Source organism: Brachybacterium muris (assembly GCF_016907455.1).
GTDB lineage: Bacteria > Actinomycetota > Actinomycetes > Actinomycetales > Dermabacteraceae > Brachybacterium > Brachybacterium muris.
This window is the reverse complement of the sequence record NZ_JAFBCB010000001.1, coordinates 3,014,014-3,029,218: the sequence shown is the minus strand read 5'-3', so window position 1 is coordinate 3,029,218 and position 15,205 is coordinate 3,014,014. Positions and strand designations below refer to the sequence as shown.

At 70.8% G+C, this 15,205-nt stretch carries 15 protein-coding genes; 3 read left to right on the top strand and 12 right to left on the bottom strand.

What is annotated here, in order from left to right:
• Nucleotides 1-20: 20 nt before the first annotated feature.
• From JOD52_RS14135 to JOD52_RS14125, 3 genes are all read right to left on the bottom strand, one after another.
• On the bottom strand, nt 21-986 hold the full coding sequence (locus JOD52_RS14135; protein WP_204410664.1) for an LppM family (lipo)protein: 966 nt from the start codon (nt 984-986) through the stop codon (nt 21-23).
• Nucleotides 987-1,125: 139 nt separating this feature from the next.
• The gene (locus JOD52_RS14130; protein ID WP_338124102.1) at nt 1,126-2,136 is read right to left on the bottom strand and encodes an SGNH/GDSL hydrolase family protein; all 1,011 of its coding nucleotides are present in this window, start codon (nt 2,134-2,136) and stop codon (nt 1,126-1,128) included.
• Nucleotides 2,137-2,141: 5 nt separating this feature from the next.
• Nucleotides 2,142-2,663 carry a cell division protein CrgA gene (locus JOD52_RS14125; protein ID WP_204410660.1) on the bottom strand — a complete coding sequence of 174 codons (522 nt, stop codon included), beginning with the start codon at nt 2,661-2,663 and terminating at the stop codon, nt 2,142-2,144.
• 115 nt (nt 2,664-2,778) lie between these two features.
• Here JOD52_RS14125 and JOD52_RS14120 point away from each other — a divergent pair, with 115 nt between their 5' ends.
• The 3 genes from JOD52_RS14120 to JOD52_RS14110 are packed head-to-tail and all read left to right on the top strand — an operon-like array spanning nt 2,779 to nt 4,453.
• The gene (locus JOD52_RS14120) at nt 2,779-3,510 is read left to right on the top strand and encodes a DUF881 domain-containing protein (RefSeq protein WP_204410658.1); all 732 of its coding nucleotides are present in this window, start codon (nt 2,779-2,781) and stop codon (nt 3,508-3,510) included.
• Nucleotides 3,507-4,250 carry a class E sortase gene (locus tag JOD52_RS14115; protein WP_204410656.1) on the top strand — a complete coding sequence of 248 codons (744 nt, stop codon included), beginning with the start codon at nt 3,507-3,509 and terminating at the stop codon, nt 4,248-4,250. Before JOD52_RS14120 ends, JOD52_RS14115 begins: the two co-directional genes overlap by 4 nt.
• Nucleotides 4,250-4,453, top strand: a complete 204-nt coding sequence (locus tag JOD52_RS14110) for a hypothetical protein (RefSeq protein ID WP_204410655.1) — start codon at nt 4,250-4,252, stop codon at nt 4,451-4,453. The genes JOD52_RS14115 and JOD52_RS14110 overlap by 1 nt, the downstream gene beginning before the upstream one ends.
• A 6-nt stretch (nt 4,454-4,459) precedes the next feature.
• On the opposite strand, the gene JOD52_RS14105 is transcribed toward JOD52_RS14110, so the two are convergent.
• From JOD52_RS14105 to JOD52_RS14065, 9 genes are all read right to left on the bottom strand, one after another.
• A complete protein-coding gene (locus tag JOD52_RS14105) occupies nt 4,460-5,122 on the bottom strand; it encodes a glutamine amidotransferase-related protein (RefSeq protein WP_204410653.1) in 663 nt (220 codons plus the stop codon).
• Nucleotides 5,115-7,271, bottom strand: a complete 2,157-nt coding sequence (gene pknB / locus JOD52_RS14100) for a Stk1 family PASTA domain-containing Ser/Thr kinase (RefSeq protein WP_204410652.1) — start codon at nt 7,269-7,271, stop codon at nt 5,115-5,117. Before pknB ends, JOD52_RS14105 begins: the two co-directional genes overlap by 8 nt.
• Nucleotides 7,268-8,737 (bottom strand): serine/threonine-protein kinase, encoded by a 1,470-nt coding sequence (locus JOD52_RS14095; RefSeq protein WP_204410650.1) that lies wholly within the window; start codon nt 8,735-8,737, stop codon nt 7,268-7,270. Before JOD52_RS14095 ends, pknB begins: the two co-directional genes overlap by 4 nt.
• Nucleotides 8,734-10,179: a penicillin-binding transpeptidase domain-containing protein gene (locus tag JOD52_RS14090; RefSeq protein ID WP_204410648.1), complete on the bottom strand. Its 1,446-nt coding sequence runs from the start codon at nt 10,177-10,179 to the stop codon at nt 8,734-8,736. The genes JOD52_RS14095 and JOD52_RS14090 overlap by 4 nt, the downstream gene beginning before the upstream one ends.
• Nucleotides 10,176-11,555, bottom strand: a complete 1,380-nt coding sequence (locus JOD52_RS14085; protein ID WP_204410646.1) for an FtsW/RodA/SpoVE family cell cycle protein — start codon at nt 11,553-11,555, stop codon at nt 10,176-10,178. The genes JOD52_RS14090 and JOD52_RS14085 overlap by 4 nt, the downstream gene beginning before the upstream one ends.
• Nucleotides 11,555-12,976: a PP2C family protein-serine/threonine phosphatase gene (locus tag JOD52_RS14080; RefSeq protein WP_204410644.1), complete on the bottom strand. Its 1,422-nt coding sequence runs from the start codon at nt 12,974-12,976 to the stop codon at nt 11,555-11,557. Before JOD52_RS14080 ends, JOD52_RS14085 begins: the two co-directional genes overlap by 1 nt.
• A complete protein-coding gene (locus JOD52_RS14075; protein ID WP_017823210.1) occupies nt 12,973-13,482 on the bottom strand; it encodes an FHA domain-containing protein FhaB/FipA in 510 nt (169 codons plus the stop codon). The genes JOD52_RS14080 and JOD52_RS14075 overlap by 4 nt, the downstream gene beginning before the upstream one ends.
• Nucleotides 13,483-13,489: 7 nt before the next feature.
• Complete coding sequence (locus tag JOD52_RS14070; protein WP_017823211.1) at nt 13,490-14,203, bottom strand: FhaA domain-containing protein; 714 nt, start codon at nt 14,201-14,203, stop codon at nt 13,490-13,492.
• A gap of 178 nt (nt 14,204-14,381) precedes the next feature.
• Nucleotides 14,382-15,134 carry a L,D-transpeptidase family protein gene (locus JOD52_RS14065; protein WP_017823212.1) on the bottom strand — a complete coding sequence of 251 codons (753 nt, stop codon included), beginning with the start codon at nt 15,132-15,134 and terminating at the stop codon, nt 14,382-14,384.
• Nucleotides 15,135-15,205: the final 71 nt, after the last annotated feature.

Sequence of the window (15,205 nt, the reverse complement as noted above, 5' to 3'; positions counted from 1 at the left end):
CATGACGGTGGGGGAGGCGGTCACCACCCCGGGTTCTGCGGGGGCTGGCCCTGTCCGGGAGCCTGCGGGGGCTGGTTCTGACCGGGAGCCTGGCTCCACGGCTGCTGGCCCTGTTCGGGCGCCTGGGGCGGCTGCCCCTGACCGGGCTGCGCCGGGCTGGAGCCCCACTGCTGTCCCTGAGCGGGAGGCGCGGACTGCTGGGCCGAACCGCCCCAGGACTGTCCTGCCTGCGGAGCCGGAGGCACCGCCGGGGATCCGTTGCTGCCCGGAGCGGGCGGCACGGCGTGGGAGCCGGGCGCGGCCGGGGAGCCGTAGCCGCCCGGCGCCGCAGCCGGGGACTTCGCCTTCTTGCGCGAGCGCATGAACAGAAACGCGCCGAGACCCAGGGCGAGCAGCAGCAGGAAACCGAGCAGCAGCACCGCGACCACGACGATCCACCAGGGGAAGCCGCCGGACTCGGCGGTGATGTCCACCCCGTTCGAGAACTCGGTCATGCTCGTGTAGGTGACGGTGTTGCCGTCGATGGTGCCGCCCTTGGACTCCAGCACCTTGCCGGGGAAGGTGAAGGAGGCGCGGAAGTCGATCTGCGACTCGAGGGCCTCCGTCTCGGCGCCCGGGTCGGTGGAGCTGCCGCCCATCACCAGGTGGAACTTCCCGTCCTCCTCGCTGAGCTGCATGTCGCTGCCGAAGTCGGCGCGCTCGATCACACCGGTGGCACGGCAGCCCCACAGCCCCTCCTCCTCGTAGGGCTCGGGCGTCACCTCGCCGAAGAGGCTCTCCTCCTCCTGCATGTCTTCGCACATCTCCGCAGCGGACCCGTAGGTGTCAGCGATGAACTCGGTGTCGATCCCGAGATCCATCGTCACGTTCATGGAGTCGACGTCATTGATCTCGAAATCCGCGTGGAAGCGGCATCCCGCGAGGACCAGGAGGAAGGGCAGGACCAGCGCGGCCAAGAGGCGCCGGCGCCGCGAAATGGTGTTCATGATGTTCCCGTCGGAGGAGGAGTGATCAGCGCGGCGCGGTCAGCGCCGCCCGCGGACTCAGCGTACCGGCCTGAAACCCGTTGTGCCCTGGGGAGAAGTACCCATCCCCGTCCCCGGGATCAGCGGCCCAGCGGCTCCGTCAGTGGTCCTTCGGCTCCGCCGGGGTCTGATCGTCCTTGGATGCCTGCCCGCCCTGCGGTGACTGCCCGCCACGCTCCTCATCGGCCTTCCCGGCGCCGAACGCTTCGGCAGCGGCAGCCCGAACAGTGTCCACAGCTGTCCCCGCGGCATCCGCGGCAGCCCGCACCGGATCGGCGGCCGAGGAGCCAGGGGGCATGGCCTGCCCGAACACGGGGGAGGGCTGGGGGCGCTTAGGAGCGATGCCGTCACCGGAGGAGACGCCCCGGATGCGGCGCACCACCCATGGTCCCAGGTACTGGCGGGCCCACTGGATGTCCTCGTGGCGCACCTCGCGCCTGGTCCGCTCCTCGCCCTCGTCATCATGCAGGGTGAACCGGTCCAGTCCATGGGGGACGCTCAGGGTGTCCAGCACCTCCACTGCGATCGCCTGGTGGCCGGCGGGGGAGAAGTGCAGACGATCCTCCGCCCACATCACCGAGTGGGTGAGGGCGGGCAGCGACCACAGGTCTACCACGGCCGCACCATGTCTGCGTGCCACCGCCCGGATGTTCTCGTTGTAGATCGCGACCCGGCCCCGGATCAGGTTGAACACCGCCGTGTCGCCCACGTCGGGCCCCGTCCACAGGATCACTGTGGCGCCGTCGGCCGCCAGTCGCCCCACCGCATCGTCCATCGCCGAAGCGATCTCGTCGGGGTCGCCCCTGCGGATCACATCGTTGCCACCGGCGAAGATGCTGATCAGGTCCGCGTTGAGGGCGAGGGCCGGTTCGAGCTGCTCATCGAGGATCTGCTTGTACAGCCGCCCCCGGATCGCGAGGTTCGCGTAGCTGAAGTCGGGCGCGTCGCGGCCCAGTTCGTCGGCCACACGATCGGCCCAGCCGCGGTGCCCGCCGGGCACCATCGGGTCGGGATCGCCGATGCCCTCGGTGAAGGAGTCGCCGAGGGCCACGAAGCGGTGCCATGGGTGACGCGGCCGGGTCTCGCCGTCCGCAGGGGAAAGGTCTGCCACGGAGGTCACTTCCAGAACATGAACATGCCGCCACCCAGCATGATCAGTCCGAAGCCCGCGGCCAGGTTCCAGTCCCCGATCGGCAACGGGAGGGTGCCGGCGGAGAGGTAGTAGGTGACCAGGTACACCAGGCCCACGATCAGCAGGGTGACGGCCGTGGGGACCAGCCACTGCGGGTTCATCTGCGAGGTGGCTGCGACCCGACGGCCGCGGCCGCTGCGGGCACCCTCGGCGGCAGCGGACTTCTTCGGGGACTTCGAGCGGGAGGCATCCTTCGCCTTCTCGCCCAGCTCACCGGTGGCCGCCCTGGCCGGGGTGCGCTTCTTCCGCACCGGATCCTTGCCGGTGTCGGCGCGGGGACCCTTGTCCTTGGAGTCCTTGGAGTCCTTGGAGTCCTTGGGGTCCTTGGGGTCCTTGGAGTCCTCGACGTCGTCCTGGGCGAGCTCCTCGAGGTGCTCCGACTCGGACGTCGCGGCTGCGGGTGCAGCCTTCGCCCGTGCGGACCGCTTCCTCTTGCTCCTGGCCATACGTCGATGCTCCCTCACCACAGTGACCGCGCGCTGAGCACGGTGGTCCGCACGTGCGGACCTTGGCTTAGGGTAATGCTCGTGGGGCGACAGCGCGAGGAGAAGGGGAGGGGCCATGGCCGATGACACCGGGCACACCACCCCCACGCGCCGCGAACTCACCGGCCGCATCGGCGTGGGCCTGGTGATGGGCCTGTGCGGCGTGCTGTTCGTGAGCACCGCCCGAATCTCCGGCGGCGAGTCGATCCGTGACGAGTCCGGCAGCGTGGCCGAGGTGCTGCGCGAACGCGGCCGCACCATCTCGGACCTCACCGATGCCGCCGCCTCCAAGCGCACCCGGATCGAGGAGCTCACGCAGGGCACCAGCAGCTCCGAGGACCGCTCCCAGCTGGTCGCTGATGCGGTGGGCCTCAGCGCCGTCTCCGGCCCCGGAGTGCGCATCACGCTGTCCGACGCCCCCACCAGTGCGCTGGGCAGCATCCCCGGTGTCACGCCGGACGACCTGGTGGTGCACCAGCAGGACATGGAGGCGTTCATCAATGCCCTGTGGGCAGGCGGTGCGGAGGCGATGATGCTGCAGGACCAGCGCGTCATCAACGGCAGCGCGTTCCGCTGCGCCGGCAACACCCTGCTGCTCGAAGGACGGGTGTACTCCCCGCCGTTCGTGATCACCGCGATCGGTGACCCCGACGCCATGATCGCCTCCCTGGACAGTGCCCCGAGCGTGAAGGTGTACCGCGAATGGGTGGAGTACGTGGGCCTCGGTGAACGCTCCGAGCCGCTGGACGAGGTCACCCTTCCCGCCTTCGAGGGCTCGCTCACCATCGACGTTGCGAGGACCGGATGACACGCGGATCGCACAGTGCCGGCAACCGCACCCGCAGCCGCTCCCTCCTCGGCGGCGTGATCGGCGTGCTCGGTGAGCTGCTGCTCACTGCCGGCGCGCTGATGCTGCTGTTCCTGGTGTGGCAGCTGTGGTGGACCGACGTCATCGCCGACCGCGAGCAGGACGGCATCGTCGCCGAGCTCGACCAGCAATGGGGCGAGGTGGACCAGCAGATCGCCCCCCGTCAGGACGGCCCCCCGCCGGTGCCGGACACCCTGGGTGACACCATGGTGTGGGGCACCATGCACGTGCCCGAGTTCGATCGTGAACGGGTGCCGCTGGCCGAGGGCGTCAGCCTGGAGAAGGTGCTCAACGTCAAGGGCGTGGGCCATTACCCGGAGACGGCCCTGCCCGGCCAGGTGGGCAACTTCTCGGTGGCCGGTCACCGCAACACCTACGGTCGGCCCTTCGAGGACATCGCCCGCCTGGAGGACGGCGATGCGATCGTGATCGAGACGGCCGATGCGTTCTACGTGTACGAGGTGACCGAGTCGCTGGTGGTGATGCCCGATGCGGTCGAGGTGATCGCACCTGCCCCCGGCCAGCCGGACGTGGAGCCCACCGAGGCGATGCTCACCCTGACCGCCTGTCACCCCATGTACTCCGCGCGTGAGCGGTACATCGTGCACGCCGAGTTCGCCTACTGGACAGATCGCGCCGACGGCATCCCCGAGGCGCTCGCCGAGCAGGAGGAGGGCTGATGTACAGCTGGATGTTCCGACACCTGCCCGGGCCGCTGTGGGTGCGGGTGCTGATCACCCTGCTGGCGCTGGCCGCGATCGTGGTGGTGCTGTTCGGGTGGGTGTTCCCCGCGATCGCCCCGTACATGCCGTTCAACGACGGCCTGGTGGGCTCACCCCAGCCCGGTGACGTCACCGCCCCGGGTGGTGTGGGGACGGCCTGAGGGCTGTCAGCTGGAGGCCAGCAGGGGAGCGAGCCCCCGGGAGCGCTCCTCGGCGTCGATGCCGTCGCACAGCTCCAGGAAGCGCGCCAGCATCAGGTGCCCGTTCTCCGTCAGCACCGACTCGGGGTGGAACTGCACCCCGTGCAGGGGCAGCTCACGGTGGGCCAGGCCCATCACGATCCCACTCGCGGTGGCCGCGGTGACCTCCAACTGCTCGGGGATGGTCGCGGGCACCACGGTGAGCGAGTGGTACCGGGTGGCGGTCAGGGGGCTGGGCGCCCCCTGGAACACGCTGTGGCCCTCGTGGGTGAGCTCGCTGGTGCGGCCGTGCATCAGCTCCGGGGCGTGCTGCACGGTGGCCCCGTAGAACTGGCCCAGCGCCTGGTGCCCCAGGCACACGCCCAGCATCGGCACCCGAACCTCGGCGCAGGCACCGATCACCTCGAGGGAGCGCCCCGCGGTGGTGGGATTGCCGGGACCGGGGGAGACCAGCACCCCGGCGAAGCCGGTGAGGTCCACGGTGCCGTCCTCCTGCTGGGGGACCTCGTCGTTGCGCACCACGGTGCACGCAGCGCCCATCTGCTCGAGGTAGCCCACGATGGTGTAGACGAAGCTGTCGTAGTTGTCGACCACCAGGATCGGGGTGCCGGCGGTCTCCTGCTCAGCCACCGTTGCCGCTCCCTCGCCCGCGGCCGTTGTTGTTGCCGGGCCCGGTGGGGGGGTTCTCCCCGGGGGCCTCGGAGGTGGGCTCGGGCTCCTCGGTGGGGCTGGGCTCCTCCGTGGGCTCGGGCTCCTCGGTGGTCGGCTCGGGCTCGGGCTCGGGGGCGGGCTCCGGGCCCAGGGACACCACGATCGTGATCGAGGAGCCGCGGGCCACCTCCTCGTTCGCCCCGGGCTCGGTGCGGATGACCCGGCCCTCCGGGACGGAGGCGTGGTGCTCGCGTGCAGTCGGGGTCCCGAAGCCCTCATCCCCCAGGATCCGGGTGGCCTCCTCCAGGGTGCGCCCCTCGACGTTGGGCACGGTGGCCGGCCCGGCCTCGCGGGCCACGATCAGGTTCACCGAGGTCCCCACCTGGACGGGCTCGCCCGCGGGACGGCTCTGCTCCAGCACGGTCCCGGGTGCGTTCTCGGTGTCCTCACGCTCCGTGGGAGCCGCCACCAGGCCGAGGTCCTCGAGGATCTTGGTGGCCTCCTCGATGTCCACACCATCGAGGTTCGGCATCGTCACGTTGCCGGTGGCGACCACCACCTCGACCGTGCTGCCCGGCTGCACGGGGCTGCCCGCCTGCGGGGAGCTGCGCACGATCTGTCCGGACTCGAGCTTCGGGGCGTCCTCCTGCTCACCTTCTGACATCACCAGACCGAGCTCCTCGAGCTCCGCCCTCGCATCGTCACGGGTCTTGCCGGCGAGATCGGGGACGGTGACGTCCTCCGGACCGGAGGAGACGGTCAGGGCCACGGTGCTGCCCACCGGGGCAGCCGCCTCCGGTGCCGGGTTCGAGGAGATGACGGTGCCCTCGTCGACGTCTGTCGAGTTCTGGTACTCCACCTCGCCCTTGAGCCCGACGTCCTCCAGCAGCGCCAGGGCGTCGGCCTCCGTCTCACCGACCACGGCGGGGACGGCGACCGACTCCGGTCCGTCGTCACCGAGGGGGTCCAGCCACCACACCAGGGCGGCGAGCAGGCCGACGACGGCCACCACCACCAGGGCGATCAGCCACCACGGGGTGCGCTTCTTCTTCTCGTCGACCGGACCGGGCGGCGGGCTGCCGGGGGTGACCACCGCGCCGTTCTGGGCGGTGATCGGCCCGGTGTGCTGAGCGGCGAGTGCGGAGGTGGCACCTCCTGCGGCCCCGGCCATCACGGGCAGGGCCTCGGTGGCGTCGTCCATGGGGCTCAGCACGGTGGTGGCGTCGGCGTCGGCACCGGCGGGGACCGTCCCGGCCACCAGGGCCGGTGCGCGGCCGGAGATCACCGCAGCGATGTCGCGGGAGAAGGCGACGGCACTGGCGTACCGCTCCTCGCGGTCCTTGGCCAGTCCGGTGAGGATCACCGCGTCCATCGCAGGGGTGATCGCCGGGTTGAAGTGCGAGGGCGCGGGCGGGGTCTCCCGCACGTGCTGGTAGGCGATGGACACGGGGGTGTCGCCGGTGAAGGGGGGCCGCCCGGTGAGCAGCTCGAACATCACGCAGGCCGCGGAGTAGATGTCGGAGCGGGCATCGACCAGCTGGCCGCGCGCCTGCTCGGGCGAGAGGTACTGGGCGGTGCCCATCACGGCCTGGGTGGCGGTCATGGCGCTGGTGGCATCGGCCACGGCCCGGGCGATGCCGAAGTCCATCACCTTGACCTGGCCGCTCTCGGTGATCATCACGTTGCCGGGCTTGATGTCGCGGTGGACGATGCCGGCGCGGTGGGAGTACTCCAGTGCGCTCAGCAGCGCGGCCATCACCTCGCCCGCCTGGGCCACGTCCATCGGGTCCTCGGGATCGATGAACGCACGCAGGGTGCTGCCCTCGACGTACTCCATCACGATGTACGGGATGGTCACCTCGGCCCCGGTGACGGACGTGCTGTGCTCCTCGCCGGTGTCGTACACGGCCACGATCGAGGGGTGGTTCAGCGAGGCGGCGCTCTGCGCCTCCCGGCGGAACCGCTCCTGGAAACTGGCGTCCCGCGCCAGGTCCGAGCGCAGAACCTTCACCGCGACCGTGCGATGCAGGCGGGTGTCCTCCGCCAGGAACACCTCGGCCATGCCGCCGTTGCCCAGGACACGCCCCAGGGTGTACCGGCCCCCGAGGACCACGTTTCCATCACTCACTGCACTACCGTCCTCGAGCCGTGGCCGACATCGACCGATCGAATCATCGTACGTGCTTGCTCCATCGCCTCGGCACCGTCCTGGGACACGCCTGCCGAACCGAGCGGTAGCCATCCCATTCCTCCGGCCACTGCCAGGGCGATCACCGCGACCAGCAGGATCAGCAGGATCATCCCCGGGACCGACAGCGGGCCGATGCGGGCACCGGTGGTGGTGCCGTGCACGGTGCGCTCCGACGGAGCGGTGTCCACCCCGTCCAGGGAGGTGGGGCTGCCACCGTGGGCGCCATCGGGCGCGGGCAGGGCCGGACCCGATCCGGTGCGCGAGGAGGAGCGCGGCGCGGAGGAGGAGCGCGGCGCGGAGGAGGAGCGCGGTGCCGAGGAAGCGGAGGAGGCCGACAGGGCCGACGGGCCGGAGACCGCCGACTGAGCGGACGGCCCGGAGCGGTGGCGCACACCGCGGCCACGACCGGACATCGGTAGCGGCATCGCCGCGGTGCGCGTCCCGGTGGGGGAGGCGCTGCCGGGGGACGGAGCCGGGCCGCTGCCTGCGGAGGCGCCGGTTCCGGTACCCGGTTCGGCGCCGGCACGCTGCTCACCGGTGAGCGAGGGGATGGCACCGGTGGTGAAGCGCGGTTCCGCACCCCGCTGGATGGCCTCCAGGATCCTCGCCACCGCTGCCGCGGAGCGGGGACGGTTCGCGGGGGCCTTCGCCAGTGACATCATCACCAGGCGCTGCAGGTCCGGATGGATGTGCGAGGGCAGCTCCGGAGGCTGCTGCTTCACCTGCGCCATCGCGATCTCCACCTGGCTGGACCCGGTGAAGGGCCGGTGCCCGGCCAGCATCTCGTAGGCCACGATGCCCAGGGCGTAGATGTCCGAGAGGGAGGTGGCCTGCTTGCCCATCGCCTGCTCGGGCGAGAGGTACTGGGCGGTGCCCATCACCAGGCCGGTCTTGGTCAGCCGCGCCTGGTCGTTGCTGCGGGCGATGCCGAAGTCGGTGATCTTCATCGACCAGTCGGCATCCTCGTCCACCAGCACGTTCTCGGGCTTTACGTCACGGTGCACCACGCCCTTGGAGTGCGCGGCATCCAGTGCGCGGGCCAGGGTGATCAGCACCGGGATCACCCGGTGCTCGGGGAGCCCGCTGGGGTTCTCCTCGATGATGTCCGACAGCGGCCGGCCCGGGCACAGCTCCATCACGATGTAGGCACGGCCGTCCAGCTCGCCGTAGTCGTACAGCCCGGCGATGGCGTCATGGGAGAGGGCGGCGGTGTGCCGCGCCTCGGCCCGGAAGCGCTTGAGGAAGCCGTCCTCTCCCGCGTACTCCTCACGAAGCACCTTCACGGCGACCACGCGGTTCAGCTCCTGGTCGTGGCCCTTCCACACCTCGCCCATCCCGCCGGTGGCGATGAGGGAGTCCAGTTCGTAGCGTCCTTCGAGGACGAGTCCCTGCCGCGTCTTCATCCCGTGATCACCGCTTCCATGACGTCCTGTGCGATCGGGGCTGCCACCCTCGATCCGTATCCGCCTTCCTCCACCAGCACAGCGATGGCGACCTCGCGCTCGCCCATCTGCGCGTACCCGACGAACCACGAGTGGGGCGTGCGCCCCTCGCCCCACTGGGCCGTGCCCGTCTTGCCGCCCACCTCGGCCCCGTCGATGCGGGCGGCGCTGCCGGTGCCGTTCTCGACGGCCTCGATCATCATCTGCCGCATCTGCGCGGCCCCGGACGCGGTGACCGGCTGGCCCACCTCGCGCGGGGTGAGCTCCGCGATCGAGGACAGGTCCGAGGTGCGCACCGAGCGGATCAGCTGCGGCTCCATCACCACCCCGTCGTTGGCGAAGGCGGAGGCCACCATCGCCATCTGCACCGGGGTCACCCGGGTCTCGTACTGGCCGATCGAGGTGGTGGCCAACTGGGCGCCGTCCAGGTCGGTGCCGATCGTGGAGGGGGTCACGGCCAGCGGGATCTCCAGTCGCGCACCGAAGCCGAACTTCTCGGCGGTCCCGCGCAGCTGGTCCTCACCCAGCTCCTGGCCCAGCAGGGCGAAGGAGGTGTTGCAGGACTGCCGCAGCGCATCGGAGAGGGTCGAGGAGTCGTCCGGGCCACAGGGGGTCTGGTCGCCGCCGGCATGGTTGTTCATCTGCGAGGAGGAGTTGGGCAGCTGGTACACGCCGGGCCCGGGGATCACCGTGTCCGGGGTGTACTGCCCCGAGTCCAGGGCCGAGGCCGCCACCACCAGCTTGAAGGCCGAACCGGGCGGGTACAGGTCGCCGCCGGTGGCGCGGTTGGTCATCGGTCGGGACGGGTCCTCGTTCAGCTCCTTCCAGGCGGCCTGCACCTCGGAGGAGCTGTGGCTGGCCAGGCGGTTGGGGTCGTAGCTGGGGGTGGAGACCATCGCCAGCACCGCACCGGTGCCGGGGTCCAGTGCCACCACGGCGCCGCGCTGGTCGCCCAGGGCCTCCCAGGCCGCCTGCTGGGCCTTCGAGTCCACGGTGAGCTCGACCGTGGCGCCCTGCCCCTGCTCACCGGAGAGGATGTCGGAGATGCGCTGGTAGAACAGGGCATCGGCATCACCGGAGAGGGTGTCGTTCAGTGCCCGCTCGATGCCGGAGAAGCCGTAGATCACCGAGTAGTACCCGGTGACCGGGGCGTACATCGCCCCGGGATCATAGGTGCGCAGGTAGCCGTAGGTGTCACCGGACTCCACCGAGGCGGCGATCGCGGTGCCGTCCACCACGATCGGCCCGCGGTGCCGACCGAACTCGTTGTAGATCGTCCGCACGTTGCGGCCATCGGCGTTCAGGCGGCCCTGGGCCACCACCTGGAAGTAGGTGGTGGAAGTGAACAGCAGCAGGAACAGCAGGCTCACCACGAGCCACACGTGACGCAGGGGCTTGTTCACGCCATCACCTCCGCCGGGGTGGTGGGGGAGGTGCCGGCGACCTGGCGGGCGGCGGGGCGGCGGGCGGCGTCGGAGAGCCGCACCAGGATCCCCGCGATGATCCAGTTGCACACCAGGGAGCTGCCGCCGGCGGCGAGGAACGGCAGGGTCAGGCCGGTCAGGGGGATCACCCGGGTGATCCCGCCGACCACCACGAACACCTGCAGCGCCATCACGAAGCCGAGGCCTCCGGCCAGCAGGGTGCCGAAGCCGTCGGAGATCCCCACGGCGGCGCGCAACGATCGCTGCACCAGCAGCAGGTACAGCAGCAGCACCGCGAAGGCGCCCACCAGGCCCAGCTCCTCCGCCAGGGAGGTGTAGATGAAGTCGGACTCCGCGTGCGGCACCACGTTCGGGCGGCCATCGCCCAGCCCGGCGCCGGTGATGCCACCGTTGGCCAGCCCGAACAGGCCGGCGTTGACCTGCCCGCAGGTATCGAAGTTCTCCCGTGACAGGGGGTCCAGCCAGCAGGTGAGGCGGCGGCGCACATGGGACATCTGGGTGGCGGCGAACACCGCCGGCGGCAGGAACATCACGGCCCCGATCACCAGCCAGCTCAGACGGTCGGTGGCCACGTACAGCATCACCACGAACAGGCCGAAGAACATCAGGGAGGTGCCCAGGTCGGTCTGGAACACCAGCACGGCCATGGCGAAGCCCCAGGCCACCAGGATGGGCCCGAAGTCGGACCAGCGCGGCAGGTGGATGCCCAGCACCTTGGGGCCGGCCAGGGCCAGGGTGTCGCGGCGGGAGACCAGGTACCCGGCGAAGAAGATCGCGAAGGCGATCTTGGCCAGCTCGGCCGGCTGGAAGCTGTTGCCCGCGATGGAGATCCAGATCCGTGAACCGTTGCGCTCGTCCCCCAGCCCGGGCACCAGCGGCATCAGCAGCAGGACGGCCCCCAGGGAGGCGAAGATCCAGGTGTAGCGGCGCAGCCAGCGGTGGTCGCGCAGCAGCACCAGCACGGCGATGCACAGCACCGCCCCGAGCACCGTCCAGATCATCTGCCGGTCGGCGACATGCGTGGCGGTCGAGGTGTACAGGGCCTTGGCGGAGTCGATGCTGGCGATCACCGCGATGCCGATCATGTTCATCAGCACCACGATCGGCAGGATCGTGGGGTCGGCGTACGGGGCGCGCCACATGACCGCGATCTGCAGCAGGACGGCCACCACGGCCGCTCCGATGCCCACCTGCATCAGGTTCGAGGGCAGCTCCTCGAAGCGGCCCAGCCCCACCAGGGCATAGGCCGTGACACCCACCCCCACCGCGAAGGCCAGCAGCAGGGCCTGGGTGACCCTGCGGGGCCGGGCGGTGTAGGAGACGATGGTGGCCATCAGCTCGTCTCGCCGTCATCCGGTGGGGTGGCGGTGCGCTCCGTGCGCGACGGCAGCGGGTCGAGACCGCCGGGTGCCTCTTCCGCGGGCTCCGACGGGGCGGGGCCGGACGGGTCGGCGGGCTCGGTGGACTGCGAGGGTTCACCGGTGCCGTCGGGGCCGTCGGTGCCGTCGGCGGGGTCGGTGGTGGGGGTGGCCGGGGCGTTGATCTGGGCGGCACCGGCGAGCCGCTGCACCACCTCGTCGGCCGCTTCCCGATCCGGGGCGGAGATGGTGCGCTGCACCTGCTGACGCATGATCGGCGGCAGCTGATCGAGCTCGATGTCCGTCACCTCCACCGGGGAGGACAGCGGGATGGGCCCCAGGTCCTGGGCCAGGCCCTGGTAGATCACCACGTGGGTGCCGTCGGTGCCCACGAAGAACTGCTTCTGCGACCATGCGTAGGCGGCCCACAGGGCACCGGCCATCACGGCCAGCAGCAGCAGCACGGCCGCGAGTGCGGGCCAGGGGCTGCGCCGCGGGGGCTCGTCCTCGGAGAAGTCCTCATCGGCATACGGCACCTCCGCATCCGATCGGGTCAGTGCCGCCGCCTTGGCGGCGGGGCCGGAGGCGGAGGTGGGCTGATTGCGGGTGCGGGCCGCCGATCCCACGATCTGGGGCGCGGTCGAGGGGGGCTCCGTGCCGCGGGGCAAGCGGTCCAGGTCCACCACGTCGGCGATGATGCAGGTGATGTTGTCCGGTCCGCCGCCCTTGAGGGCCATCTGGACCAGGGTGTCGGCGCACTCGTCCGGATCCTCGATCTCTTGCATGGTGCGGCCGATGGTCTCCAGACTCACCAGGCCGGAGAGCCCGTCGGAGCACAGCATCCACCGGTCGCCCACGTGCGCGGGCCGCAGGGACAGGTCCAGCTCGGGGTCGGCGTCGACGTCGCCCAGCACCCGCATCAGCACGGAGCGCTGGGGGTGGCGCTCGGCCTCCTCCTCGGTGAGCCTGCCCTCGTCCAGCAGTCGCTGCACGAAGGTGTGGTCCTTGGTGACCTGCGTGGTCTCGCCATCGCGCAGCAGGTACGCGCGGGAGTCCCCGATGTGGGCGAGGGCGAACTTCCCCTCGGTGCGCAGCAGCGCGGTGATGGTGGTGCCCAGGCCCGCCAGCTGCGGTTCGTCACGGGCGCGCCGCAGGATCTCCTGGTTGGCGTCCAGCACGGTCTCCTCCAGCGCGGCCACCATGTCCGAGGCAGGGGTCTCGCTGTCCAGCCGCATCAGGCGGCCGATGGCCACGGAGGAGGCGACGTCGCCCCCCGCATGCCCGCCCATGCCGTCGGCCACGGCCAGCAGGTGACTGCCGGCGTAGCCGGAGTCCTGGTTGTTCGAGCGCACGAGGCCCACGTCAGAACGGGCGACGTACCGCAGTGCGATGGTCATCGGGGACCTCGTCTCAGCTCGATCTCGGTGCGGCCGATCCGCACCTGTGCGCCGGGTCGGAAGGCCACGGCCCCCTCGATCCGACGGTCGGACACCAGGGTCCCGTTGGTGGACCCCAGGTCCTCCACCATCCACTCCCCGTCCCGCTGGAACACGCGGGCGTGGCGATTGGAGGCGTAGTCGTCATCCAGCACCAGGGTGCACTCGGGGGCACGGCCGATCAGCACCGGCGTGGAGCCCAGCGTGAGGGAGGTGCCTCGCAGGGGCCCTGCCGTGACCACCAGGGAGGTCACGGTCACGGCGGGATCGGTGCGGCCGCCGCCCACCTTCGCGGGGTTCGCCGGATCCGCCGAGGGGCGCTGCTCACGGCGGGGGTCCTTGCGGGCACGCGTGACCACGGTGGTGCCGAACAGGTCGTTGCGCAGCACCAGCAGCACCGCGATCACGAACACCCACAGCGCCAGCACGAACCCCAGGCGCAGGGCGACGATGGTCAGTTCACTCATGCGCCGCTCACCAGGTGGCCGGGTCGGCGTCGGGGCGCAGCACCGTGAGCCGGGTGCGGCCGATCTTGACCATGGAGCGGTCCTGCAGGACCACGGGGGTGCGGATCCGCTCCCCGTCCACGAAGGTCCCGTTGGTCGAGCCGAGATCGGTGGCCACCAGGGTGCCGTCCTCCTCGCTGCGCAGCTCGAGGTGGTGGCGGGACACGCCCGTGTCCTCGAGGATGATGTCGGCGTCCCCGCCGCGACCGATCACGGTGACCGGACCGGTGAGCAGGTACTGCTGGCCGTCGATCTCCACCAGCGGATGACCGGCCGAGCCCGATTGCGCGGCGTCGGTGGCGGGCGCGGCGTTGCCGCGTTCCGTGCGGGACTCCGTCTCGAACCGGCCCGGGCGCACCTCGTCGTCGCTCTCCAGGCCCACGCTCACCCCGCCCACGAACATGTAGCGCTGCTTGTCGGCGTGCTCGATCACCACGCGCTCCAGCTCGTCCACCAGGGTGTCCTGCCACGAGGCGAAGCGGTCGAAGTCCTCGGAGTGCAGGTACACGGTGTAGACGTTGGGTGCCAGGGTGCGGGTGCGGTCCAGCACCTGGATCTGGTCATCGCACTCGCGCTTGAGCCCCTGGGCGAGGTCCAGCGGCTTGAGCTGCCCCCGGCCCTGCGAGAACACGCTCGTCACACCCCGGTCGAGGGTGCGCTCGATGCGATCCAAGATCCCCACGGTGGTCCTTCGCTCTCGTGCCTCCTGCGGCCCGCCGGGTCGGCGAGGGCCTGCGCTGTGTCGATCGGGTCGATCGTATCGCGGCGCAAGGTCCGAGGCCGGACCGGGAGCGGCAGGGGCGGCGAGGGATTCGTGCAGGTCTCGTAAAGGCAGGGCCGGGGACCGGGGCGCGAAGGGGTCAGTAGATCAGCACCCGGCGGCCACTGATGAACCAGCTGCGCGACCACAGCATGTCGCTGGCGGCGGTGGAGATGCGGGAGCAGCCGTGGGAGGCGGGGTAGGCGGGGATGCTGCGCGAGCCGTGGATCGCCCATCCGCGGTCGTAGTAGCCGGGACGGTACATGTCGCCCAACGGGCCGGACTGCCAACCGCGACTGTGGAGGCGGAACATCCGGAAGTCGCCGGTGGGAGTGGTGGCGCGCTTCCAGCGGCCGCCGGAGTAGTAGCGCTCACCGCTGCCGGTCGAGGTGTTCAGGATGTAGGAGAGCTTGCCGTTGCTGGTGGCGATGAGCAGCTGGGAGGGCTTGTTGACCTCGAAGCCCGTGCCGCTGGTGATGCGCCGACGGGGCTGCACCCCGCGACGGATCGCATCCTGGGTGCGGGGGCCTGCCGAGCCGTCGCGGCTCAGTCCTGCCGCCTTCTGCACGGCGAACACCGCCTGCTGGGTGAGGGGTCCGAAACTGCCGTCAGGGGTGCCCAGCCAGTACTTCAGCCGCGTGAGGTCCTTCTGCAGGGCCAGGACGGAACTGCCGCGCGAACCCAGCCGCATCGCCGGTGCGGCGTCGGCGGGCGAGACGCCGAGGGTGAACGCACCTCCGGCGGCGAGGACGCCGGTGCCCAGGATCAGTGCTCGCCGGGACGGTGTGGCAGCCCCCGATGGTGGCAGCTCCATGTCGTGTGCCAGTGCCGCGGCGCCGATGATGTCGTTCATGTCTCCCCCGTATGGGTCGTGTACTTCCCCGAAGCGGACCTCGTGTCCGCACTCACATCATGCGCCCACCA